Below are 478 nucleotides of genomic sequence, written 5' to 3' on the forward strand. Positions count from 1 at the left end.
TCAATTTCGAATAATCATCTCTAGGAGATGATATTGCCAAGAACACTTGAATGTGTTTTTTGGTGTATTCAATTAAGAATACATTGAGAACTTTTTTTGATAACAACAATGTTGTTATCAGTCAGCTTTCCAAATTGTTAAAGAGCATGTTTGTTTCCGAAGAAACTAACCATTTTTAAAAACACTCTTGCAGCTTTCACTGGAAGAATTTTTAAAGATGGTATCCCGTAGGGGAGTCGAACCCCTGTTACCGCCGTGAAAGGGCGGTGTCCTAGGCCTCTAGACGAACGGGACACTAAGAAAAACATCTCAGGGATGTTTTGTCTCTAAAACTTTATAAACATATCAATCTGTGTGGACACTCATCGTGAGTAATCATCGTATAAGGAGGTGATCCAGCGCCAGGTTCCCCTAGCGCTACCTTGTTACGACTTCACCCCAGTCATGAACCACAAAGTGGTGAGCGTCCTCCCCGAAA

1 tRNA gene and 1 rRNA gene are annotated in these 478 nt (G+C 41.0%); both read right to left on the bottom strand.

Going from position 1 to position 478, the window contains the following annotated elements:
* Positions 1-218 precede the first annotated feature (218 nt).
* Positions 219-294: transfer RNA gene (locus tag DZ860_RS24020), tRNA-Glu, on the bottom strand.
* Between the two features lie 89 nt (positions 295-383).
* Positions 384-478, bottom strand: a 16S ribosomal RNA gene (locus DZ860_RS24025); the annotation flags it as partial.

Source organism: Vibrio sinensis (assembly GCF_003605645.1).
Classification (GTDB): Bacteria; Pseudomonadota; Gammaproteobacteria; order Enterobacterales; family Vibrionaceae; genus Vibrio; species Vibrio sinensis.